A 22,070-nucleotide genomic window follows, 5' to 3' on the forward strand; every position below is an offset into this window, starting at 1 on the left:
TCAGCTCAAAGGCTCCAGGCGAATCGACAGCAGCTTTCCTTCGGTAGCCACCTTGCGAGCGTGTTCGTTGAAATCCGGGGCGGCACAAACGAACAGGGTACGACCGTCGGAACCGCCGAGTCCGCAAGCGAAGACACCGCTGTCGAAGGCAATTTCGTCGACTATCTCCCCGCTGGCGCCCACATGAAGAACACGGCTTCCGAGGGCATCGGCCACCCACATCGAATCGTCTCCGTCGATACAACACCCGTCCGCCGCAACGACGATCTGAGCGAGGGTGGTCTCCATCTCGGGTCCACCAGGCACCGGCCCGAACGACGCCCAGTCGCGGCGTTCACCCAGAGAGCCGTCGGCCTGGACGGCAAACGCACTGATTCGATTTCCCAGCGTTTCGTCCACGAGCAGATCTCCGGTCGACGTCAGAGCCATTCCGTTGGGGAAGTGGAGATCTCGCGCGACGACGTGCACCGATCCGTCCGGGTCGACGCGGAGGAGATCTGCCGTCTCGACGGGGGCCAGGTTCATCAGATCGAACCCGAAGTTGCCCACGTACGCTCGTCCCTGTGCGTCGACCAGCATGTCGTTGACGTTGGCACTGACGTACCCGGACAAGTCTGCGTGCACCACCAACTCGCCATCGGATTCTCGCCGCAGAATCTTCTGGTCCCGCATGGAGACGACCAGTAATCTGCCGTCCGGAAGCCACCCCAGCCCGGACGGCTGCCCTGGAACCTCCGCCTCGACGCGTATGTCTGTCCCGTCCTCGCAGGCCGAAATCACCTGGTAGGTGTAGAAGTCCGATACCCAGATCCGGTTCTCGTGCCAGCGCGGGCATTCGAAGTAGGTGTATCCCTCGAGAACTACCGCAACTTCTGGTGCCATCAGGCTCTCCTGCGTCGGTGACGAATGGTCTATCAGCCCCATTCAATCACCGGCACCGCTGTCGCGGTGTCCGATTCCCGACTAGTCGCCGGCGCGAACTTCGTCCAACACGTCGAAAGCGGATTCCCATCCGTCGTACACATTCCCGTCACCCTTGAATCCCGGAATTCCTACCAGGTGGAAGGTCATCTCGGTTTTGTCACCCCGTTCTGCGAGCGTGACCGTTATCCGAGGTGCGGCATCCACCGGATCACTCGGATTTCCCCAGGTGAAGACCAGCCTCTTCGGCTCGTCGACCTCGAGATAGGTTCCGCCGGTGGGGTACTCGGCTCCGTTCTCGTCGTTGATCATCAGGTAGCGGTACGTTCCGCCAACCCGGGGGTCGATCGTGACGTACTCCCGAGGACTGCTGACACCCTTCGGATGCCACCAGCGCGCCGCCTCGTCGGGGTCGGTCCACGCCTGCCAGACAAGGTCGCGCGGCGCATCGAAGATCCGGGTGATGGTGAATTCTGCAGTGGCATCGACGTTCTGGTCACTCATTGTCCTTCTCCTTCTTCGGTCGACGTTGCTTCAGCTCACGTAGACGCTCGTCGAGGAGGTCGAAGCGTTCGTTCCAGCCTCGCCGGTGTTCGTCGACCCAGGCGCTGGCGTCGTCGAGACCCTCTGCGCGAAGGGTGCACGTGCGCCATTGCGCGGTGGCGGTTCGTTCGATGAGACCGGCTCGCTCGAGCACCTTCAAATGCTGAGAGATGGCGGGTCGACTCATTTCGAACGGCTCGGCCAACTCACCGACGGTCATCGAACCATCAGTGAGGCGAGAGAGCATTTCACGCCTCGTCGGGTCGGCCAATGCGCTGAACACTGCATCGAGTCGGCCACTTCGCTCGTCCATGTAAGCAACTCCTTAATTAAGGAATAGCTTAAACATAGGACTCGACATCTTGCGCGTCAACCCTTTCAGCTCCAGGTATATCGAAGCCGCTCGACGGTTGTCGCCTCGTCCATCTGGGAGAAAGTCTCGCGCTCAACTCCCTTCACTGACACCATCGCTTCGATGATCGACTCCCCGAAGATTTCCTTCGCCACCGAGGAGGAGTTGAACTTCTGCACTATCTCGCGCAGATCGGTGGGGACTCGGGTCACCCCGCGCTCATCACGTTCCGCCTCCGTGAGAGTCGACGGGTTCACCACAATTTCCGGCGGCAATGGCGAGGCATTGCCGATACCGATATGCGAAAGGCCAAGTATCGCAGCGGTCGCCAGATACGGGTTGGCCGATGGATCGACGATTTTCACTTCGGCGTTGGCGCCGTGTGGATTCGACGGTGACTCTGCGCAGAACCTCAGTGCCGCTTCCCGGTTCTCGAGCCCCCAACAGACGTAGGCCCCCGACCAATTGTCCGGTCGCAGCCTGACCCCGGAGAGCGGTGAGGACGCAAAGACGGCCGTGAATTCCGCGAGGTGAGAGAGGATTCCACCCAAAGCTGACGATCCTTTGTCGGTCATCCCGTACTCCTGCCCGCCACCGGAGAAGACGGGCCGCCCACCTGAGTTCAACGAAAAGTGCTGGTGTGCACCGTTCCCTGCACCTCCGACCGTAGGTATCGGTGAAAACGAGGCCGCCAATCCGTGGGCTCTGGCAGTGCGGCTGATCAAGATCCGGGCCAGTATCACCAGGTCGGCAGCCTGAACAGGAGTTGCCGGAGCGATGGAGATCTCGAATTGATCCGGTCCGTACTCTGCATGCACTTGCTCGATATGAAGTTGTGCGCGTTCGGCATTGCGCAGAAGGTCCTTGAGGAAGTCCTCGCGGAGCAGGACTGCACCTAACCCGTACGCCGACCACGCTCCGTTGCACGCATCACCGAAAAGAGTGAACTCGATCTCGTGACCCACCCGAGCTTCCAGTCCGTCGGCGGCAAGCCGCGCCACGACGGCAGTGAGTGCGGACCGAGTACACACGGCAGCCGTCGCACCGTCTTGCTCGTGCAACGTCGCCGGCGCCCACGACACGCCCCCGCCGAGATCACGGAGGTCGGAGCGGTCGATACGCAACCGGAGATCACCCACGACGGAAAAGGAATCGGTGAAGGCAATCCGATCGTCGCTACAGAAGACGTTCCAGCTCGGTGAGACTCCCGCACCGGCTTTCTCGAAGACACCGGTTCGGCCGGCCGGCATCACCTTCGCGCGCGCGACACCCGCCATGTCGACGATCGAGCCGATGGTCAGAGCCGGTACTTCCCTCATCCAAAGGCAAATACCCCACCCGGTGACGCGCCAACCCGTCAGATCAGGTTGTCCTCCACCGGCAGTCCGAACGCCGCCCGGCCGTAGAGCGCCAACGCGCGCTCGGGTTCGTTGGCAACGTGAACGCTGCCCGCATGAACGTCACGCCACGCACGCTCGATCGGGTTTCCGCGAGAGAGGGAGTTCCCGCCTGCCGTCTTGAAAAGCATGTCGATCGCTTCCACCGAGCGTTCCGTCGCACGAACCTGATCACGACGCGCACGCAGCCTCATCGAGAGTGGGAGCTCCTGACCGGCCACAGCAAGTTCGTACATCTCCCGGATATTGCGATCCATCTGCAGAATCGCAGCATCGATCTCCGACGACGCACGTGCGACGGCGACCTGAGCGAACTGATCCTCACTGAACCGTCCACCACCCAAACTCAGACGGACGCGCTCACGCATCACGTCCAGGTACCCCTCGTAACAACCGGCGACGATGCCCACACACGGAGCGGCAACCGTCGAGGTGAAGATGCTCCCGAACGGAAGTTTGTACAGCGGGCCAGGATTGACCGCTTGGCCAGGACCACGCAGTTGTGCGGTCTCGTAGTTGCGCTTCAATCGGTGCTCGGGAACGAAGGCCTTGTCGACCACGATCTCGTTGCTCGCGGTGCCGCGCATCCCCACGACATCCCACACGTCACGGATTTCGTAATCGGTGCGCGGCACCAACACCGTCATGAAATCGACGGGACGACCATCCATGCCGACCACCATCGCTCCCAGCAACGCCCAACTCGCGTGGTCGCAACCGGAGGAGAAACCCCACTGGCCCGATAGCTCGTAGCCTCCGTCCACCGCCGTCAGTCGACCGACCGGCGCATAGGCGGACGAAATGAGCGTCGTCTGATCCTCTCCCCACACGTCGGCCTGCGCTCGGTCGTCGAAAAGTGCAAGATGCCACGGGTGCACCCCCACCACCGACGCGACCCAACCGGTCGAGCCGCAGGCAGCCGAGATGGCCCTGACCACTTCGTAGAACTGAACCGGGTCGCTCTCGGCACCTCCGTATCTTTTCGGCGCCAGCATGGAGAAGACGCCGGCTTCGGACAGCTCCCGGATGGTCCGTTCGGAGATCTTGCGCGAATCGTCGACCTTCTGAGCGCGGGCCGCGATCTTCGGAAGCAGATCACGGACTGAACTCAGGACCTTGTTGACCATGGGAGACACTCCTCGCACCGAACCGTGAGGGAGCGGATCGGCAGATAGACATAACGGCTGCCCCGTCACGATATGTCGGTCACGCGTTCCGGTGATCGGAAGTCCCGGAGGCCGGGATCAGCCGCCGGATCCTCGCGCTCGCCGCTGGTCCCGGCCAGTGAGACGAGACCCCAGAGGCAATTCACGCTCCCCTAGCGTCGGGCGTCGACACTGCCCCTGGAAAGGACGGGACTCATCGTGACGATCACTCAGTCCGACAACGACGAGGTTCGCGAGATCCAAGCTGGAACCGCGCCTACACGCTTTGCGCGTGGATGGCACTGCATTGGACTCACGGAGTCCTTCAAGGACGGCCAGCCGCACTCCATCGAGGCGTTCGGCACCAAACTGGTCGTCTTCGCCGACAGTGAAGGCAACGTCAAGATCCTCGACGCGTACTGCCGTCACATGGGTGGCGACTTGAGCCAGGGCACCATCAAGGGCGACGCCATTGCCTGTCCGTTCCACGATTGGCGCTGGGGCGGCAACGGCAAGTGCCAGAAAATTCCGTACGCACGCCGCGTCCCCCCGCTGGCCAAGACGCGCGCCTGGCAAACCCTCGACCAGGACGGCATGCTCTTCGTCTGGCACGACCCCGAGGGCAACCCGCCGACCGACGACGTGGCTATCCCCCGCATCGAAGGCGCGCTCAGCGACGAGTGGAGCGACTGGGTCTGGTACACCACGACCGTCGACACCAACTGCCGCGAAATCGTCGACAACATCGTCGACATGGCGCACTTCTTCTACGTGCACTACTCCTTCCCGACGTACTTCAAGAACGTCTTCGAAGGCCACGCCGCAACGCAGTACATGCGCGGCGTCGCTCGCTCGGACATGCGTCCCCACGCAGCTGGCACCCCGAAGATGGTCGGCAGCAACTCGGTTGCGACGTACTTCGGCCCCTCCTTCATGGTCGACGACCTGACCTACGAGTACGAGGACTACAACGTCGACTCTGTGCTCATCAACTGCCACTACCCGGTCAGTGCGGACAAGTTCGTGCTCCAGTACGGCATCATCGTCAAGAAGTCGGATCGCTTCCAGGGTGAAGCCGCCGACGCGATGGCCGCGAACTTCGGCACGTTCATCGCCAAGGGCTTCGAGCAGGACGTCGAGATCTGGAAGAACAAGACTCGCATCGAGAACCCGCTCCTGTGCGAAGAAGACGGCCCGGTCTACCAGCTCCGTCGCTGGTACGAACAGTTCTACGTCGATGTCGCGGACATCGCTCCCGAGATGACCGAGCGCTTCGAATTCGAACTCGACACCGCGCGACCCGTCGCAGCCTGGCAGAAGGAAGTCGAAGACAACCTCGCTGCAAAGAAGGCAGACGAAGATGCAGCCTCTTCAGTGCGCTGAGTGCAAGGCTCAGGTCCTGGTCCAGAAGAACAGTTGGGAACACACCACCGTTCAGTGGAGTGACCAGGCCCGCGCCCAGTGCCTCGAAATCGCCGACGACCGTGAATTCGGGCAGCGAGAGGGACGACCCGGTGCCCCTCGCAAGCAGTGCGGCGCCTTGATCGCGTCCATCGTGAACGCTGCAACAGCGGGCGAACTCGAGATCCTCAACGACGAGCCGGTGCCTCAGCCGATCGTCGACGACAGCGAACCCGTACCGACTCCGTTTCACTAGTCAAGCCAACATCTTTCGAAGAAGGTAGTAATGATCGATCCTCAGTACTACGGCCCGTGGGCAGTCATCGCCGGCGGTTCAGAAGGTGTCGGCGCAGGGTTCGCCGACGAGCTCAGCAAGATCGGCATCAACCTCGTTCTCATCGCCCGCAAGCCGGGCCCGCTCGAGGAGACCGCGGCCAAGGCACGCGCCAACGGCGTCGAAGTACGCACTCTCGCATTGGATCTGCTCGTTCCGGACGCGCTCGATCAGATCAAGGCGGTCACCGACGACGTCGAGGTCGGCCTGCTCATCTTCAACGCCGGCGCCAACAGCTACGGCCACGAGTTCGTGACCGGTGATCTGACGGGATTTGCCGGAGTCATCGAGCTGAACATCAACAAGCAGCTCGAACTCTCGCACCACTTCGGCGGATTGATGAAGGATCGCGGACGCGGCGGCATCATGCTGCTCGGTTCGCTGGCCGGATTCATGGGCTCCGAGCACCAGAGCATCTACGCGGCGTCCAAGGCATTCGGGCGCATCTTCGCCGAAAGCCTGTGGCTCGAACTCCAGCCGTACGGCGTTCACGTCGTCGAGTTCATTCTCGGTGTCACTCGCACACCCGCTATGATTCGCGCGGGACTGAACTTCGACATCCCGGGCATGAACGTCGCAGAGCCCGAAGATGTTGCACGTGAAGGTCTCGAACACCTTGCCGACGGCCCGATCTGGGTGGCTGCAGGAAACTACGAAGGCGCCAAGAAGCGCAGTGGCTTCCCCCGAGACAAGATGGTCAAGGGCGCTGCCGAAGCGATGCGCAAGCTGCTCAACCGCTGACATCTGCTGTGCGCCTTTATTAACCCCCCGACGTTAAGAAAGGCGCACAGCATGAGCATCGACATCACCACTCTTCTCGACGAACGCGAGATCACCCGCTCCATCTTCGAGTTCGCCCGAGCCATGGATGCGCGAGCGTGGGATGAACTCCACCGGATCATGACGCCGGACGCTACGGCAGAATTGGGCACCGGAACTCTGCGCGGACCCGCCGAGGTAGTGGCGTCCATCCGCTCGTTCCTCGACGAGTGCGGTCCCACCCAACATCTGATCGGTAACGTGCTGGTCGAGGTGGTCGGCGATCTCGCCACCAGCCGCTCCTATGTCAGCGACATGCATGTGGGCACCGGGAGCAAGGCTCACCTGAACTTCTTCACCCTCGGCGACTACCACGACTCATGGGCGCGGATCGACGGAAAGTGGCGAATGACGCACCGCACCAAGCATTCACACGCCAGTCAGGGATCCATCGAGGTTCTGGGCGCCGGCCCCAGCGGTTGGCGGAGCTGATTCAGCTCAACATCGACGAACGGCCGGTCGCGAGCGGACTCTTGCTGGTGAGTCCGCCGTCGACCACCAGGGTCTGCCCCGTCATGTAGCGAGATTCGTCCGAAGCCAGGTAGACCATGGCATGCGCGATGTCTTCGGGTTCGCCGAGGTAAGGCAGGGCGTTTGCCTGCTTCATGCCGTCGATGACATCAGCGGGGATGTTGTCCACGAGAGCGGGTGTCATGATCGCGCCCGGCGCTACGGCATTGCACCGAACACCGTTTGCTCCGTACTGGACTGCGATGTACTGCGTCAGACGAATGACTGCCGCTTTGGCGGATCCGTAGGCAGACTGCAGGGAATCCCCGATCAATCCACCTACCGAGGCCGTGTTGACGATCGATCCTCCACCGGCACTGTTCATGTGCGGAATGGCAAGTCGTGAAGCGACGACAGTGCTGCGGACGTTGAGCGACATCACGCGATCCCACTCGTCCAAGTCCATCCGGAGCAGGTCGAGATCCTTGCGCGGGTTACTACCGCCCACGTGATTACACAGGACGTTGATGCCGCCGAATTCGGCGACCGCCTTTTCGATCATCGCTGCCAGAGAGTCCTCGTTCATGACATCGACGCCGAAACCCACTGCATTGCCACCCGTCTCGCGAATCGCCACCGCCGATTCCTCTGCACGCGCAGGATCGAGGTCGGCGACCAACACCTTGGCGCCCTCTGCCGCCATGAGTTGTGCTGCTGCACGCCCGATTCCACTGGCGGCGCCTGTGATCACTACATTCTTGCCTTCGAGCCTGTTCATATCTGTTCCTTTCGCGGAGAATCGCCATACCCGGATCTCACGTGCCCGGAGTTGACAGCTCGGCGATTGCCCGATCACTACCAGTCAACGCAGGATCGACAGCCTCGTCCAACTTTCTTGAATGAACTCACAAGTACGTGACCACGACCCGCGCACCTGCTACACCGCCGAAATCGAGTGGCGACGGAAGACCTCCCTGTGCTGAAGTGGCACTATGCAGAATTCTGTTCGACCGCTGTCCATCGACGACCTCGACCGTGCCGCCGAGGTTCTCGGCGAGGCGTTTGCCGACTACCCCTGGACGAACTGGTGCGTCGCCGAAGACTCCCACGTGGAACGCGTCGCGACTCTGCAACGGATCTACCTCGAACACCTGGCACTACCGTTCGGGCGTTCCTACATCGACGATTCCGGCAACGGCGTCATCGCAGTCCTGCCGCCGGACACTCCAGAGCCTGATGAAACGACCGTCGAGAAGATCGTCGAACTGCACGGAGATCGGTTCGAGCGCGTTCTTCAGGCTGACGAACAACTGTCTGCGCTTCCCGTCCCCGACAACGCGTGGTCGTTGGCAACGATCGGTACGACGCCGCGCTCACGCGGAACCGGATTGGGTTCTGCGCTACTGAAACATGCTTTGGCGGAACTGGATCGAACCGAACAGAATTGCTGGCTCGATACGTCGACCGAACGAAATCTACCGCTGTACCAACGGTTCGGTTTCACGATCGTCGGCCAGACCTCGCTCCCCGACAGACCGGACGTATGGCGGATGCATCGACTTCAGGGCTGATTGTTCGACTTCAGCACTCGCCGAATCATTTTCGACAACGACGCGTATTGGGTGATCGTGTTGACGGCGATCCACCTCGAGACCGGCCACGTCCGGGTCCACGAGAAAACCCCGACCGACAGCAGTTGATCGTCGTCAAGGGTCTCGATGTAGTTGCGCACTCCCAAGCGGTCACGAAGCTCCTGAGCCGGAATGTCGATGCTCGCGTCGACAACCGACTGGTTCAGTGCGGGTGTTTGCGTCCACTTGTAACCCGCCGCCGGCGTCTGCGGAGCCTCGTCTCGCAGCCCGGCACCTATCCACTCTGCGACGGCCTCTGCCCACCAGACACGCACAGCGAGTACGTCGTGCACCGTCCACGCGTCGACGGCAACGGCGTCGAACGCATCGGCCTCGGCGACGCCGTCGAGTAACGCTTCGAGTTTCGAATACGCCGAGTCCAGCTCGCTCACCAGTTCTTCGCGTGACCAGGTCTGCGCCACAATGCCTCCGAACGATCAGTGGAGAAGAAAGAAGCGGGACCATCTCGACTCGATGGCCCCGCCTCCAACTTTAACGTCCTCCCGGATTCAGTTCAGCTCACCCAAGAACCTTCCGAGGTTCTCGGCGATCTCCTTCGACCTGGTGTGGTGCAGGTAGTGGTCTCCGTCCAGCAAGATCACCTCTCCGTGATCGACGGAGGCTGCCTGCCCCTCGTGCAGCTCTGTCCAGCCCTGAACTTCTGAATTGTTCACGGCGAACAACAGAATCGGAAGATCGGCTGGGAACGTCTTGCCGATTGCTTCAGCAAAGTTACTCGAAAGATGATCCATCTCGTTGAGATAGGTATCGCTGAAGTTGTTCTTCGCAGTCAACTGTCGCATCTCGTCCTTTGCGGCGGGATCGAGGTACTCGTCCGAGGCTTCACCACCGACGACCTTGGACAGCAATTCCGCCAAGCCCAATTGCCTTCCAACTCGGAGTGCGTCGATCGGGAATTTGGTATCCATGTTCGGCTGCCCTGGAACACTGCTGTCGATACCCACGAATGCGGTGACCTCGTCACGGTACTTCGCGGTGTAGTCCAGCGCATAGAGACCAGTGATCGAGTGCCCCATGAGGATGTATTCGTCAATTCCCAGCGACTGTACTGCCGTATGAATCTCTTCGACGATGTTCGCAGTCGTGCGGTCCTTGTCCGTTCCGTCACTGTAGCCGTAACCGAAGGGCTCGATCGTGACGACGCGGTAGTCAGGTGCGAGCTCGTTGACAAGCGGTGTGAAGTCGAGAATCGGTGCGGACGTTCCGAACCCGGGTAACAGCACTATGGTCTGATCGCCGTTGCCGCGGATCGAGTAGCTCATGTTCTTTCCGTCGACGGACACGAACTGGTTGCCCGTCTCCCCGGCCGGAACGCTCGCTTTGCTGGAGCCGACATTGAATACGAGCGCTATCGATACCAGCACAACCAGAACTACGGACACCGAAGCAACCAGCTTCAGTGCAACGGTACGAATCTTCTTCATTCTCATCCTCATCTTCTCGGGCGTCGATACGGCTAGGAAAGGCTCGACATCGAGGCCGCACTGGTCTCGTCGAGCACACGCAACACGTTGTTGCCCATCAGCTTTGCCAAGTCCTCCGCGGACCAACCGCGTTCCGCCAGACGGTCTATCAACACCGCGAAACCGGATACGTCCTGCATACCGTCCGGAAAGTCGTCGAACCCATCGTAGTCACTGCCCAAACCGATGTGGTCGATGCCCGCGACGTCTCGGGCATGCTCGACGTGGTCGGCGAGATGGTCCACTGTCATCGCCGGTCGTGGGCCGACTCGCCCGCCTTTGAACCATTCGTTGTACTCGGCAGAAAGGAACATGGGTACAAAGGCGATCATGATGACCCCGCCGTTGTCCGCGAGCAGTCGCATGACGTCGTCGGGAACATTACGGGGGTGACCGCATAGCTGAGAGCACGACGAATGGCTGAAAATCACCGGCGCCGACGACGTCTCGATGGCATCTCTCATCGTTTCCACCGAGACGTGCGACAGGTCGACGAGTACGCCGAGCCGATTCATTTCGCGCACGATCTCGCGACCGAAGTCGGTCAGCCCGCCGTGTACTCGAGTGTCCGTCGCGGAGTCCGCCCACCCGGTGTTGTCGTTGTGCGTCAGCGTCATGTACCGAAGACCAAGGCGCGCCATCATTCTCAGGACACCGAGCGAGCTGCCGATGCTGTGACCGCCCTCCGCGCCCAACAAGGACGCGACCTTGCCCTCGCTCCAGATGCGACGCACGTCGTCACCTGTACGCGCGAATTCGAAAGTATCCGGATATCGCTCGATCATCCGGTACACGTAGTCGATCTGTTCGAGTGTGTACTGAACCGCCTCTGGCTCCGTCCGGTCACACGGGGTGTAGACCGACCAGAACTGCGCACCGACGCCGCCGCGACCGAGTTTGTCGATGTCGGTTTGGAAGATGGAATCCTTCTCGAGATTCTCCACCGAGTATGCGGCAGTTTCGCGAGCCGTCCAGGCCAGATCGTTGTGACCGTCGATGACCGGCGCAAGGCCGTAAGCATCCAGTGCCGCGGGGTGATTCACGTCCGGAAAAGGAGCGAGAGGTTTCATCATGAGTTTTCCTCGAAAAGTAGTGCGGGCAGGTCGAGGGCCCTCATCGCCTTCGACCTGCCCGAGATTTCATTCAGCGGAGAGAATCATCTCGCCGCGACTAGTCGGAAATCTTCTTGAAAAGCCTTGTCATGTAGAGATATTGCTCGCCATCGATCGTGAGATGAGCCATCTCACCCGAAGCGCTCTCGTTACTGATCAAGAACCGGGAGGCGGACAGAGGTACGACCTTGGTGGGCGGAGCCGGCGGCTCGCCGTCGATCTCGACCTTGGCGAAGTTCTGCACCTGGAATCCGCCGTCCTCGCCGCGCGTGAGTTCGATTCGCACGGTTGTCGATTCATAGGTTCCGAGAATGTGCGACAGGTCTATGTCTTCCGCATTCGGCTCGGACTTCGGCTCCGGCAGAACGAGATCGAGCTCCTGGGCGATCTCCTTCTCGATGTCGTGGGCCAGGGCGCCGCCGCCACGCGAGTTGGTCACCACGGCCATGGCGAGACCGAGCTCGGGGAAGGTGTGAAAACGAGTGATCTGGCCGATCGTCGCACCACCGTGCTGCGCGGACGTCACGCCACCCCAGTCGGACAGGATCCAGCCGAGACCCCAGGCCTGATCGACGCTCGAGACCGCGGTCAGGTCGAATTGCGGAGTGCGCATCAGGCGCGCGGATTCTTCGGACAGAATGCGTTCACCCGTCAATGCGAGTCCGTCACGCATGTGTGCAGCACCGAAGGTCAGGAGCGAGCTGACCGATCCGGTGATGATCCCGGCCGGACCGATACCGCGCGGAAGCAGCCACTGCTTGGTCGGAATCACCTTGTCCGGCGACGTCCGATCCGGGTTGGCCACGTGGCCGACGGCCGTGCGGAACAGCGGCGCGTCCTTGGCCTTGGTGATGATGTGCGTCAATCCGAGTGGCTTCCAGAGATATTCGACCAACGCCTCGTCCCACGTCATCTCACGAAGGACCTCGACGATGCGGCCGGCAACGGCAAAACCCGCGTTGCTGTAACTCAGATGCCCGCCGGGCTCGGTGACGCTGATCGCGGTCGCGAGTTCGTCTACGTACTTCTCGACGCAGTCGTCACCGTCACCGGTGTCGTTGAACAGGTCTCCGTCGATACCGCTTGTGTGCGTAAGCAACTGGCGGATCGTGATTTCCTTCGTGTTGGAAGGATCCGCGATCGTGAACTCCGGAAGCACCTCCACCACCAGGGTGTCCAGCGTCAGCTTGCCCTCGTCGACGAGCTGCATGATCAGCGTCGTCGTCCAGATCTTGCTCGCGGATCCGTACTGGAACAGGGTGTCTGCGTCGACGTCGACGCGCGTGTTCAGGCTCGTCACTCCGGTGGTGATGACACGGATGTCCGCTGCGCCGTCTTCGCCCAGCGCGATCACACCGACCTGCGCGCCCGGTACCGAATGCTTGGCTGCCAGTTCGTCGAGGCGTTCCTGCCACTTCGGGGCGACAAGTAGGTCCTTGGGCAAGTCGGTCACAGGTCGAACTCCTTCGATCATGGAAGCGAGCGGCGTAGACGGCGTTGCTGGGATCCGCTCAGGTCTCACTCGTCGGGAAGTGAGGTTGCGGAAGCAATAACCGTCCACCCATGATCTCAGTGTGCTCGCAGTCACGTCCTGGTCGATTGCACCGAAGTCGACCCCGAAAATGGTGCAATCGGACGAGCGTGTGTTCAGGATTCGCCATTCGAAACGATCAGCGCTCGAAGGTTCCTTCCAAGCGATTGCGTGAACCCGGATGGATCAAGCGCGCCGCGCTGACCAATCCGTTAGCCGACCAGGTGCGGCGGCGAATCAGCAGGCACGGTTCCCCGCGATCGATGCGTAACAGCTCGCATTCGTCCGGGCTACCCAACACCGCTTCCACGACATGCTCGCCGCGAACCAGAGGCGCAACGTCACTCAAGTAGTTGTTGGGGGTGATCGCGGTGAAGTCCTGGCGCAGATAGTCTGGCGCCTCGTTCGGATTCACGAATCGGTCTTCCACCTGAATCGGAGTTTCGTCCTCGAAGTGCACCATCAGCGAATGGAACACCCGTTTGCCCACCGATTCACGAAGGAACGTCTGCCCGTGGTCGGTTTCTTCCTCACGAACGAAGACGACCTCGGTTCGATGACGGTGGCCGCGGCGCTGAATCTCGTCGGCGATGTTCTTGACTTCGAACAGCGGGGACGCGGTCTTCGTGGCGGCGACAAAAGTACCGACCCCCATCATCCGCACGATCAGACCGTCGCTGGTGAGTTCGCGAAGCGCTCGATTGATCGTCATTCGTGACAACCCCAGCGCACTGACCAGTTGATTCTCCGAAGGCAGCTGATCGCCTTCGGTCCACCGACCCGAGTTGATCTGCGAGACCACGAGGTTCTTGACCCGTTCGTAGGCAGGGGCGGACTCGCCGCCTGCCTCGTTGAACAGCACGGCGAGTTCTGCGTCCACTTCGGCAATCGCCATCGCCACCACCCGTTCGTCGAAAACCACCGAGTCGGTTCTCCCGTTCGGCCTCCGAAGTCTATCCGCCTCGTGCACCTTTCCGATCCATCCGAGAGCGTCCGCGCCGGACCTAACCCACCATGCGCCGCAATTGGCTCGTCGCAACCGAAAGCGCAGCAAGATCGTGTTGCCCGGATGCCTCGATCTCTGCGAGCGCGAGAGTGGACCTCTCGATTCTCGACGCATTCCTTTCTTCCCACCTCGAGAGTTTTTCCGCTGTCGTGTCACCCGCTTCCGCGTCGGCCAAGACGTCGAGGGTCAGGGCCCGCACCGTCGAGTACAACTCGTCCCGCAACGACAACCTCGCCAACGCGTTCCATTTTCCGTCCTTGCTCAATGCCGACACTCGATTGAGCATCGGGACGAGCCCAACATGCTCACCGAGCCGGAAATAGAGTTCGCCGGTCTCCGAGATCGTCCGATCGGCAAGGTCCGCGATCTCCACCACGTCGAGCAGTCCGAACTGATCGAGCAATATCTCCACTCGCCTGACCAGGTTCTCCGGCGCGCCTTTGTCCGTGATGAGGACCGTTCGCGCAGCCAGGTTCCGCTGATCTGCGCCTACCAGCCAGCCATCGAGCTCTGCCGACGCCTCCGCGATGCGATCACCGAATCTGCTGATCTCGGCCCCGACGGCCAGCGGTTGCGGACGACGTGTCAGCATCCACCGTGACGCCCGGTCGAGCAGTCGCCTGGTGAGCAGGATCAACTCGTCGGACACTGCGGTCGAGACCGAGGCTTCGCTGATGTCGTGCCACAACCTCCACAGTCCGAACACCTCGGAGACCACAGTGAAGGCACGTACTGCGTCTTCCGGATCAGCGCCGACTTCTTCACCGAGCCGATAGGCATAGGTGATGCCGCCTCGATCGATGGCGTTGTTCGTCAGCACTGTCGCGACGATCTCGCGACGAAGTGGGTGCCGGTCGAGGGCGTCACCCCCTGCAACTCGAACGCCCTCCGGAAAATAGTTCGCCAGCACCTGGCGGTAGATCTGGTTGTCGATCGAGCTTCCCGCCAACAGCGTGGATTTCAGATCGAGCTTGACGTGGGCCATCAGTGTGGCGAGTTCCGGCGACGTCAGCCCCGTTCCCGACTTCTCGGCCGCGGCGAACTGCTTCTTGGTCGGAAACCCTTCGATGACACGGTCGACGATCCCGCGCGATTCGAGGTTGGAAATCACTCTGCCGTGCACACCGATCATCGCCCCCGCATCCGCCCGCGTGGTACCCATCAGTTCGTTCTGCGAACGGTTGTCTGCGAGAACGAGTTCTGCGACCTGGTCGGTCAGCGATTCGAGTAGTGCGTCACGACGTGAGTCCGTGACGACGCCTGAGCTGATCAGGGAGTCGAGAAGGATTTTGATGTTCACCTCGTGGTCGGAACAATCGACTCCGGCCGAATTGTCGAGGGCGTCTGTGTTGATCCGTCCACCGCCGCGTGCGTATTCGATCCGTCCGGCCTGGGTGAGGCCGAGATTGCCTCCTTCACCGATCACTCGGGCACGCACTTCGTTGCCGTTCACCCGAACGGCGTCGTTGCTCTTGTCGCCGACTTCGAGGTCGGACTCACCGGAGGCCTTGACGTACGTTCCGATGCCGCCGTTCCACAACAGATCTGCCGGGGACCGCAAAATCGCCCGAACCAGTTGCGGTGGAGTCAGTTCGGTGACGTCGTCCTCCAGGCCCAGCGCCTCTCGTATCTCGTCACTGATCGGAACGCGCTTCGCCGAGCGTTCCCACACTCCGCCGCCGGCACTGATCAAGGTCGGGTCGTAGTCGGCCCACGAGGATCGGGGGAGCGCAAAGAGACGTGATCGCTCGTCGTACGAGCGCTCAGGCGACGGGTTCGGATCGACGAACACGTGCCGATGATCGAACGCCGCGATCAGGCGAATGTGCTTGCTGCACAACATACCGTTGCCGAAGACGTCGCCACTCATGTCTCCGATCCCCACCGCGGTGAAGTCATCGTGCTGGGTATCGACGCCGAGCTCACGGAAGTGCCGCTTGACACTTTCCCAGGCGCCCTTCGCCGTGATACCCATGGCTTTGTGGTCGTAGCCGACCGACCCGCCGGACGCGAAGGCGTCGCCGAGCCAGAATCCGTACTCCGCGGCAACCTCGTTCGCGATGTCGGAGAACTTCGCAGTTCCCTTGTCCGCGGCGACAACAAGATACGTGTCGTCTCCGTCGTGGCGAACGACCCGCCGCGCCGCGACAACGGCCCCGCTCTGCTTGTCGACGTTGTCGGTCAGATCGAGTAGTCCGCGAATGAAGGATCGGTAGCAATCGATCCCGGCCGCCAACGCAGCTTCTCGGTCTGCGTCTGCGCCCAGCCCTGGAACCGGTGGGCGTTTGACGACAAATCCGCCCTTCGCTCCGACAGGCACGATGACTGCGTTCTTGACTGCCTGCGCCTTCACCAATCCCAGTACCTCGGTGCGAAAGTCCTCTTTCCGATCCGACCAGCGCAAGCCGCCGCGAGCCACCGTACCGAAACGAAGGTGCACACCTGCTACATCGGGTGAGTACACGAATATCTCGAACTTCGGTCGAGGGAAAGGCAATACGGACAGCTTCTCCGAATCGAACTTCAACGAGAGCGCGCCGAGCGATTCAGTGGGATACACGAAATAGTTGGTACGCAACGTGTTACGGACCAGTTCGGACAACGCGCGCAGGATCCGATCGGCGTCGAGTCCTTGCACCTGCGCCACGGCCGTTTCCACGTCCGCTGCTGCACGTGCACCTCGATCTCCGTCGACGACGTCAGGATCGAAACGGCTCTCGAACAATTCGCACAATCTGCCGGCGATCTCGGGATGATCGGCAAGTACCTCGGCGACGCGACCGGTGCTGTAAGGAAATCCCGCTTGCTGCAAGAACTCCGCGTACGCCCGCAGCACCACTACCTGTTTCCAGCCGAGTCCCGCGATCGCGACCAATTCGTTGAACGAGTCCGGCTCGGCGTCACCGTTTCGAACCGCGGCAAACGTCGCCCCGAATCGCGCAGCAAAGTTGTCGAAGCCTTCGACCGGAGCACTCGGGTAGTAGAGCGTGAACTCGTAGATCCTGGACTGTTCGGTTCCCACCGGTGCGATCTCGTACGGACGTTCGTCGACCACTTCGACGCCCAGGCTCTGCAATACGGGCAGCACCTCGCCCAGAGAGAGCGGATCACCCGAGACGTACAGCCCGAGACGGTGAGTACCCGGTCCGTCGACAGATCGGGCCAACCGTGGACTTACTTCTCCGGGCGCGAGGCCCTCGAACACCGCCATGTCCTCGGCGGCTCGGACAGCGTCGAAATCCTGCTTGTATGCCACCGGAACTCGCTCGGCGAACCGAGCACGCCTGCGCCGCTCGTCGTAGTGCGAAGCATCCAGAACGAATCGTTCGTCCCACGTCAGGCACGCGTCGACGACGAGGTCCCGAATCTCCCGTGCTTGTCGCGCCGACGCGAAGTTCGCGCCGCCGCCGACTGTGGCCGTGAAATGTACGACGGCCAAGGGGGATTCCGAGACTCGACTGGAGAACTCGATATTGTGGGCACCGAGTGCGTCGGCGAGTACCGACTCGGCCGTTGTTCTGATCGTCGTACTGAATTTCTCGCGCGGAACGAAGAGCAAAGCCGACAACTCTTGATCTCGCCCTGTCGCCGGGGAACTTCCCACCGGTTGCAAGAACAGATGGATCGATGTGCGGCCGTCCACGGAAGTGAGTTCGTCCAGCGCGTCCGCGATTCGGGCCGGCTCGGCCGCCAGGAGCACTGTGACCGGAATCGACTGAATCACTGCCAGCATCGATTGTCCGACAAACGAATCGACGGTGGATCCTGAGGCCTCGAAGATGTCTGCGACGCGTCCTCGCACGAGCGGGGTTAGCCTGACGTCGGCGACGATACCGGTCGCGGTGAAGAACCCGACGAATCGGTACGCACGGTCGCCGACGGACACGTCGATCTCGGTGGCGTATTCGGATCCACCGAACCCTTGCCGGAGGTACACCACTGCAATCGCGAGGGGCGCCGCTTTCGAATCCGAAGAGCCGGTTGGATCGGGGAGCACGCCGATGGCGTACGGCTCGTCACTGTCGACAGTTCGCGCACCACCGATGACACTGAAGTTTCCGGCGCTGCACCACCGGAGAAAGTCAGCTTCTTCGGCGTAGCCGTTCGAGTCCAGTTGCTCGCGCGCCTCGTCGACGAGGTCCCGCAGGGGCACGGAATCGCGGAAGGCACGCGCGATACGGTCGAGAATTCCGGCGACGTCGTCCGCGATCACCTGCGCCTGCGCGTCCGAACAGTGTGCGGGTAGTCCTATGTGGATCCATGATTCGGTGCGCTCCCCGGCCCGGGCGTCTTCGGTGCTGTGCGCCGGTTGTACGGCTGTGCGAAGCACGGGGTGCACCACGAATTCAGGTTCCACGCGGGCACGGGCAAGTGTCGCCAAGACCGCTTCGACGAGCTGCGGCATGTCGTCGCCGACGTATTGAATCGCGGGGCCATCCCCTAACTCCCCGGCCGGCGCGAGTCGCGAGATCGACGAGTTGTGTCCTCGTCGACGCGAAAGGTCCATGTGCGCGGCGACAATCGCCAGCTTGCGGTCTTCGGCGAGCGCAGCGTATCGATCCGCCGACAAGCCCTCGAAATACGTACTGGACACCCTCCTCACATTCTCGGAGTCCGGTGTCGTGTCGACTGAAACGAGGCTCATGTCAGCACCTTCCGTCGAAAGCCACGCTGCTTCCGACTTGTAGTGGGTTCGATCCGCAATCAACTTGTCTATACAGGCTTAGACAAGTTGATCATTGCAGAACGTGAGCCGCGACACAACAAATTCACCCCTGGACAAATTCGCCACCCTCGGCCATAGTCAGTCCATGCCAACTAGTGGCAATTAGATTTCATTAGATGAAATTCGTAACTATTCCGCCTCGAAGGAGCCCCCGTGACTACCCAGACCGCGCCCGACACCGACAGCGTCGATCTCGCAGAGTTCCGCAGCACTGTCCGAGCCTTCGCCAACGCCGAGATCCACCCAGGAGCAGCCGCACGCGACGAGTCCAAGGAGTTCCCGGCGCAGCTGGTCAAGCGCCTCGGGCAGCAGGACCTCATGGGCATTTCCGTGCCCGAGGAATTCGGCGGCCTGGGTCTGTCGACACGAACCCAACTGGTCGCCATCGAAGAAGTTGCACGCACCGACGCCGCGCTGGCATCGATCTACACCGCCCACTACCTGGGCCTCGAGCCGATTCTCGTCGGCGGCTCCGAAGAGCAGAAGCATCGCTGGTTGCCCCAGCTCGCGTCGGGCGAACTACTGGCCGGCTTTGCACTCACAGAACCCGATGCCGGCTCCGACATCGCCTCGATGCGTACCGTCGCCCGACGCGAGGACGACGGCTGGCATCTCTCCGGATCGAAGACGTACATCTCCAACGCAAAGGAAGCCGACCTGGTCGTGCTCTTCGCCAAGACGGACCCGAGCGCAGGATTCCGAGGCATCACCGCCTTCGTCGTCCCCAAGGGAACTCCGGGAATCAGCTACTCGGAGCCGCAGGACAAGATGGGAATTCGTTCGGCCCCGACGTACACCGTCTACCTCGACGACGTCGTTCTGCCGCTCGACTCCGTGATCGGCACCGAAGGTCGCGGCGGCAACATTGCCTTGACCGCCCTGAACCGAGCACGCATCGACGTAGCGGCAATGGCAAACGGCATCGCTCTGCGCGCTTGGGAACTGGGACGCGAGTACGCAACGGAGCGAAAGCAGTTCGGCACGCCGATCTTCGACTTCCAGGCAATCCAGCTACTCCTCGGTGGCTGCGACGCGCAACTTGTCGCATCACGCGTCACCGCAGACTGGGCCGCCGACGTCAAGGACGCCGGTCAGGACATCCGCCGCGCCGCATCGATTTCGAAGTACGTCGCCACCGAAGCCTGCTTCTCGATCGTCGATCAAACCGTACAGATCCACGGTGGCGCAGGTTTCATGCGCGAATCGGAAATCGAACGCCTGTACCGCGATTGCCGCATTCTCCGCATCTTCGAGGGCACCTCGCAGATCCAGTTGCTCACCATTGCCGGCAATGCTCCGTCGCCGCGTTCCACCGAGTTCTGAAAGGCGCGGACATGACTGCACTTCCCCCACTCGACGGCATCCGGGTCATCGACCTCTCGCGCGTCCTTGCCGGACCCTACTGCACCGCACTGCTTTCCGACGCCGGTGCGGACGTCGTCAAGATCGAATCCGAACACGGTGAAGACTCTCGGCACCTCGGCCCGTTCCGCGACGGCGAGAGCATCTACTTCAACGTGCTCAATCGTGGCAAGCGTTCGGTGGCACTCAACCTCAAGAACGACGAGGACCGTGAGGCGCTGCTGACGCTCATCGAGACCGCCGACGTCGTCGTCGAAAACTTTCGCCCCGGCGTCACCAAGCGCCTGGGAATCGACTACGAGGCTGCGCGGGCTCGCAATCCGCGCATCGTGTACGCGTCCATCTCCGGTTTCGGACAGGACGGGCCCATGTCCGGAGCCGCCGCCTACGACCTTGTAGTCCAGGCTCTTTCGGGAATCATGAGCATCACCGGTTCGGAGGAATCCGGGCCGACACGGTTGGGTGAGTCGTTCGGAGACCTGGTCGCCGGGCTGTTCGCCGCCTGGGGAATCAGTACCGCCCTGCTGAGTGCACGGGCGAGCGGACTCGGGCAGCACCTTGACGTCGCGATGTTCGACAGCATGCTCGCCATGCTGCCGACAGCACACAGCCAACTGCAATCCACCGGGCTCACTCCCCCACGCGTCGGCAACCGTCATCCGGTGTCAACACCGTTCGACACCTACAAGGCCGACGACGGACTCTTCGTCCTCGCAGTTGCGAGCCAGTCGGGTTTCGAGAAGCTGGCGCAGACGATGAATCGCGTCGACCTGATCGCAGATCCCCGATTTGCCGACGACACCGCCCGGACCGAGAACGAACCGGCACTGCGCAAGGAGATCGAAAACTGGGCTGCCGGAAAGACCGTCACCGACGTGGTCGGTATTCTCGGCGACGCGGGCCTCGCCGGCTCGGAAATCTGGGACGTCCAGCAGGCACTCACCTCCGCGCAGGCCGAGTATCGCGGAGTCGTCGAATCGTTCGAGCACCCGGTAGCAGGAAAAATCTCCTACGTACGACAACCCGTCGTGTTCGGTGATAGCCGACGCCCCGATGTCCGCCGCAGTCCCCTGCTGGACGAGCACCACGGTGAGGTACTGCCGGGCTCGCGATAGATTCAGCGCAGACATCCCTCGGCACTTGGAGTAGGACATGGCCCCCGGCGACGTGACCCGCAGCGCGAATCGCACGTTCGAACTTCTCGGTGCGATCGTCGAGCACGGCGGGTTGACGCTCGGCGACGCCGCCAAGGCAACCGATCTGGCAACCAGTACCGCGCTTCGCCTGATCAGAAGCCTCGAACAAACCGAGTTCGTCGTCCGCGGCGAGGACAACGTCTATCGCGTCGGCCCGCGGCTACTACAGATCGGGGCTCGCGCACTCGGTGACAATCAACTGTTGCCGAGAGCGCGGCCCGCGATGAAGGCCATCGCCGAAACCACGAGAGAGTCGACCTACCTGTCGACGAAGGGACCGAAAGACACTGCGCTGTATCTCGATCAGATCGAGGGCACGCACGCGATCCGCCACATGGGGTGGGTGGGCCAGAGCGTTCCCCTGGACGGCACCGCCGTCGGCGCAGCGTTGAGCGGCAAGGTAGGCGAGAGCGGGTACGCCATTGCGCACGACACCATCGAGGATCACTCGACCGGAGTTGCCGCGCCGATCTACAACGCGGTCGGTCAGATAGCCGGAGCGCTCAGCGTCGTGGGCCCGACCTTCCGTCTGACGGACGAGGTCTGCGCCAGCCACGGCCGCGTCTTGGTGGAGCACTGCGCCCGGTTGTCCGCGGAACTCGGCAACCAGACTCCCTGACCACCCCGAGCACTTGGCGATTCAGTCTCGTATCCGAGACA

General features: G+C 61.7%; 20 protein-coding genes. 8 read left to right on the top strand and 12 right to left on the bottom strand.

Annotated elements, in window-relative coordinates; genetic code table 11:
• The 5 genes from M1L53_RS10775 to hsaA all read right to left on the bottom strand — a co-directional run bounded on the left by M1L53_RS10775 (window position 1) and on the right by hsaA (window position 4,340).
• Window positions 1–882 (bottom strand): SMP-30/gluconolactonase/LRE family protein, encoded by an 882-nt coding sequence (locus tag M1L53_RS10775; protein ID WP_030536983.1) that lies wholly within the window; start codon window positions 880–882, stop codon window positions 1–3.
• An 81-nt stretch (window positions 883–963) separates the two neighbouring features.
• Window positions 964–1,425: an SRPBCC domain-containing protein gene (locus tag M1L53_RS10780; RefSeq protein ID WP_050656857.1), complete on the bottom strand. Its 462-nt coding sequence runs from the start codon at window positions 1,423–1,425 to the stop codon at window positions 964–966.
• Entirely contained in the window at window positions 1,418–1,777 is a 360-nt protein-coding gene (locus tag M1L53_RS10785) for a helix-turn-helix transcriptional regulator (protein ID WP_003940373.1), read from the bottom strand. Before M1L53_RS10785 ends, M1L53_RS10780 begins: the two co-directional genes overlap by 8 nt.
• A gap of 65 nt (window positions 1,778–1,842) precedes the next feature.
• Window positions 1,843–3,135 (bottom strand): glutamine synthetase family protein, encoded by a 1,293-nt coding sequence (locus M1L53_RS10790; RefSeq protein ID WP_054187460.1) that lies wholly within the window; start codon window positions 3,133–3,135, stop codon window positions 1,843–1,845.
• A 38-nt stretch (window positions 3,136–3,173) separates the two neighbouring features.
• The gene (hsaA, locus tag M1L53_RS10795; protein ID WP_042448427.1) at window positions 3,174–4,340 is read right to left on the bottom strand and encodes a 3-hydroxy-9,10-secoandrosta-1,3,5(10)-triene-9,17-dione monooxygenase oxygenase subunit; all 1,167 of its coding nucleotides are present in this window, start codon (window positions 4,338–4,340) and stop codon (window positions 3,174–3,176) included.
• A 237-nt stretch (window positions 4,341–4,577) separates the two neighbouring features.
• Here hsaA and M1L53_RS10800 point away from each other — a divergent pair, with 237 nt between their 5' ends.
• Genes M1L53_RS10800 through M1L53_RS10815 form a run of 4 tightly spaced genes read left to right on the top strand, consistent with a single transcriptional unit; the run spans window position 4,578 to window position 7,344 of the window.
• The gene (locus tag M1L53_RS10800) at window positions 4,578–5,741 is read left to right on the top strand and encodes a Rieske 2Fe-2S domain-containing protein (RefSeq protein WP_003940257.1); all 1,164 of its coding nucleotides are present in this window, start codon (window positions 4,578–4,580) and stop codon (window positions 5,739–5,741) included.
• A complete protein-coding gene (locus M1L53_RS10805) occupies window positions 5,719–6,015 on the top strand; it encodes a hypothetical protein (protein WP_003940353.1) in 297 nt (98 codons plus the stop codon). Before M1L53_RS10800 ends, M1L53_RS10805 begins: the two co-directional genes overlap by 23 nt.
• A gap of 30 nt (window positions 6,016–6,045) precedes the next feature.
• Window positions 6,046–6,834, top strand: coding sequence for an SDR family oxidoreductase (locus M1L53_RS10810; RefSeq protein WP_020909164.1), 789 nt, complete (start codon window positions 6,046–6,048; stop codon window positions 6,832–6,834).
• A 51-nt stretch (window positions 6,835–6,885) separates the two neighbouring features.
• On the top strand, window positions 6,886–7,344 hold the full coding sequence (locus M1L53_RS10815; protein WP_054187461.1) for a nuclear transport factor 2 family protein: 459 nt from the start codon (window positions 6,886–6,888) through the stop codon (window positions 7,342–7,344).
• A gap of 1 nt (window position 7,345) precedes the next feature.
• Here the strand turns inward: M1L53_RS10815 and M1L53_RS10820 are convergent, their stop codons facing one another.
• Complete coding sequence (locus tag M1L53_RS10820; protein WP_054187462.1) at window positions 7,346–8,140, bottom strand: SDR family NAD(P)-dependent oxidoreductase; 795 nt, start codon at window positions 8,138–8,140, stop codon at window positions 7,346–7,348.
• A 214-nt stretch (window positions 8,141–8,354) separates the two neighbouring features.
• Here M1L53_RS10820 and M1L53_RS10825 point away from each other — a divergent pair, with 214 nt between their 5' ends.
• Entirely contained in the window at window positions 8,355–8,933 is a 579-nt protein-coding gene (locus M1L53_RS10825; protein WP_054187463.1) for an N-acetyltransferase, read from the top strand.
• Here M1L53_RS10825 and M1L53_RS10830 read toward each other — a convergent pair.
• The 6 genes from M1L53_RS10830 to M1L53_RS10855 all read right to left on the bottom strand — a co-directional run bounded on the left by M1L53_RS10830 (window position 8,924) and on the right by M1L53_RS10855 (window position 18,771).
• On the bottom strand, window positions 8,924–9,415 hold the full coding sequence (locus M1L53_RS10830; RefSeq protein WP_054187464.1) for a ClbS/DfsB family four-helix bundle protein: 492 nt from the start codon (window positions 9,413–9,415) through the stop codon (window positions 8,924–8,926). The genes M1L53_RS10825 and M1L53_RS10830 overlap by 10 nt on opposite strands.
• An 87-nt stretch (window positions 9,416–9,502) precedes the next feature.
• The gene (locus M1L53_RS10835; protein ID WP_007732711.1) at window positions 9,503–10,438 is read right to left on the bottom strand and encodes an alpha/beta fold hydrolase; all 936 of its coding nucleotides are present in this window, start codon (window positions 10,436–10,438) and stop codon (window positions 9,503–9,505) included.
• Window positions 10,439–10,470: 32 nt separating this feature from the next.
• Window positions 10,471–11,550, bottom strand: coding sequence for a dipeptidase (locus tag M1L53_RS10840; protein ID WP_007732718.1), 1,080 nt, complete (start codon window positions 11,548–11,550; stop codon window positions 10,471–10,473).
• A 97-nt stretch (window positions 11,551–11,647) separates the two neighbouring features.
• Entirely contained in the window at window positions 11,648–13,042 is a 1,395-nt protein-coding gene (locus M1L53_RS10845) for a serine hydrolase (protein ID WP_003940270.1), read from the bottom strand.
• A gap of 217 nt (window positions 13,043–13,259) precedes the next feature.
• A complete protein-coding gene (gene hutC / locus M1L53_RS10850; protein ID WP_024487384.1) occupies window positions 13,260–14,015 on the bottom strand; it encodes a histidine utilization repressor in 756 nt (251 codons plus the stop codon).
• Window positions 14,016–14,124: 109 nt separating this feature from the next.
• On the bottom strand, window positions 14,125–18,771 hold the full coding sequence (locus M1L53_RS10855; protein WP_232319022.1) for an NAD-glutamate dehydrogenase domain-containing protein: 4,647 nt from the start codon (window positions 18,769–18,771) through the stop codon (window positions 14,125–14,127).
• 234 nt (window positions 18,772–19,005) lie between these two features.
• On the opposite strand from M1L53_RS10855, the gene M1L53_RS10860 reads away from it, so the two are divergent.
• From M1L53_RS10860 to M1L53_RS10870, 3 genes are read left to right on the top strand one after another with little or no spacing between them, the layout of a single operon-like run.
• Window positions 19,006–20,175, top strand: coding sequence for an acyl-CoA dehydrogenase family protein (locus tag M1L53_RS10860; protein ID WP_007732726.1), 1,170 nt, complete (start codon window positions 19,006–19,008; stop codon window positions 20,173–20,175).
• An 11-nt stretch (window positions 20,176–20,186) separates the two neighbouring features.
• The gene (locus M1L53_RS10865; protein WP_054187466.1) at window positions 20,187–21,329 is read left to right on the top strand and encodes a CaiB/BaiF CoA-transferase family protein; all 1,143 of its coding nucleotides are present in this window, start codon (window positions 20,187–20,189) and stop codon (window positions 21,327–21,329) included.
• Window positions 21,330–21,366: 37 nt separating this feature from the next.
• Window positions 21,367–22,029: an IclR family transcriptional regulator gene (locus tag M1L53_RS10870; RefSeq protein WP_030536970.1), complete on the top strand. Its 663-nt coding sequence runs from the start codon at window positions 21,367–21,369 to the stop codon at window positions 22,027–22,029.
• Window positions 22,030–22,070: the final 41 nt, after the last annotated feature.

The sequence above is a fragment of the Rhodococcus sp. T9N genome, from assembly GCF_024436645.1.
Classification (GTDB): domain Bacteria; phylum Actinomycetota; class Actinomycetes; order Mycobacteriales; family Mycobacteriaceae; genus Rhodococcus_F; species Rhodococcus_F qingshengii.